Genomic DNA, 1,636 nt, shown 5'->3' with positions numbered 1-1,636 from the left:
CGCTCTCAAGAACTGGTCTAGTAGAGCAGGTGTTGCACTTCAATTTTAAATCGAGGCAAGTTAAATCTTCGCAGAGCAAGCAAACAATTACGGTTAAGTCTGGCGATACGTTATGGGATCTCGCCCAAGCTTACCATGTTTCTGTGGCTCAGCTACAAGCTGCCAACCACTTATCAGGAGACATGCTGAGCGTCGGTCAACAATTAACGTTGCCTACGGGGGCTGCTAAGGCCACCAGCGAGTCCACGACGGCATCGACATCAACGACGCAACAGAGTCAGAGTACCGCTAAGGCCAACGCCGTTCAGGCACAAATCGTTGCCGAACAACAGGCCGCAGCAGCTAAGCAGCAGAAGCAACAAGCCGCTAGTGCCAGTCAATCAGCTTCAGGTACGACCTCGACGAGTTCATCGTCGAGTGCAAGTACTGAAAAGCATACACGCGCAGCAGTGGCTGAAACGACACCCGTTTCACAATCCTCTGCTAGCCAAAGCAGTCAATCACAGACTAGCCAGGCATCGTCCAGCGTTGCCAGCCAGTCTAGTGTGAGCCAATCAAGTTCCAGTCAGGTTGAACAAGCTCAGTCTAGCCAACAACCTAGCCAGACGAGTCAACAGAGTCGCGTGAGCCAACCAGCTAGCGCCAGCCAAACGCAACAGACCACGCAGACTGGTAGCCAGAATGCGACGGCAACTAGTCAGACCAAGCGCATCAAGACGACCACGCGGGCAGCCGTTAAGAAGCAGGCTTCACAGGCTAGCCAATCGACGACGACTTCGTCTTCCTCATCGAGTGCCAAGACCAACACGAACTTATCTAGTGGGTCCGTGACTGGGTTGGCTTTGAAGTTAGCCTCTGCTAACATTCCATACGTTTGGGGTGGATCGTCACTTAGTGGGATGGACTGTTCTGGATTAGTCGCTTACGTTTACAAGAACGCATTAGGCGTGAACTTGCCACATAACACGGTTTCTCAAGAAGCCTTCGTCACGAAGCACTCCGTGGGAACTGCTAAGCCTGGGGATATCCTATTCTGGGGTAATTCTGGGGCAACGTATCATGATGCGATCTACTTAGGGAATAACCAATTCGTTGCTGCTCCTGAACCAGGGGACAACGTGAAGGTTCAACAGATTAGCAAGTACTTTATGCCATCATTTGCTGGGACATTGAAGTAGACTGTTGCGACCAATTGCCGGCCGTTTAGCCAGTTTTACCTTTTCGTGAACAAAAGTTAAGAAAATCGTTAACAAATCGGCAGGCAAGTGGTATGATTCCTTTTAGTCATTTATAGACGTGTTAAAAAATTCTATAGTTGGTTAAAGGAGTTGTTGAAGGATGAGTAATCGAGTAGAGATTCTGGAAGAATATCGGCAAGCTAACAACCAGTTGGCGACATTAAAACGGAAGGAATCGGAGAGCATTCGTCCCAGTGAGGACACCGTACGGATTGAACCCCATTATGGTGAAGAAATGACCTCGTTGTCAGATAAATGCGCTCAACTGGACATGATTCTGGAAGCAATGGCTGCTTCGGAAGATTAAACAAACAAATAATGGTTAGATAGCCACGAAAAAAGGGTTCTCTGTCAAACATCCTAAAGTAAGAGGTATCAAGATTGTGACGACAATCTTG

General features: G+C 48.5%; 2 protein-coding genes. Both read left to right on the top strand.

Annotated elements, in window-relative coordinates; translation table 11 throughout:
- A partial coding sequence (locus IV54_RS10085; protein ID WP_083488577.1) for a C40 family peptidase occupies positions 1-1,178 on the top strand: 1,178 nt, incomplete at its 5' end.
- A gap of 160 nt (positions 1,179-1,338) precedes the next feature.
- The gene (locus IV54_RS10080) at positions 1,339-1,545 is read left to right on the top strand and encodes a hypothetical protein (protein ID WP_057879205.1); all 207 of its coding nucleotides are present in this window, start codon (positions 1,339-1,341) and stop codon (positions 1,543-1,545) included.
- The last annotated feature ends 91 nt before the right edge of the window (positions 1,546-1,636 follow it).

The sequence above is a fragment of the Levilactobacillus paucivorans genome, assembly GCF_001437125.1.
Classification (GTDB): domain Bacteria; phylum Bacillota; class Bacilli; order Lactobacillales; family Lactobacillaceae; genus Levilactobacillus; species Levilactobacillus paucivorans.
The sequence above is the reverse complement of the archived record's forward strand: the minus strand, read 5'-3'. Positions and strand labels throughout refer to the sequence as shown.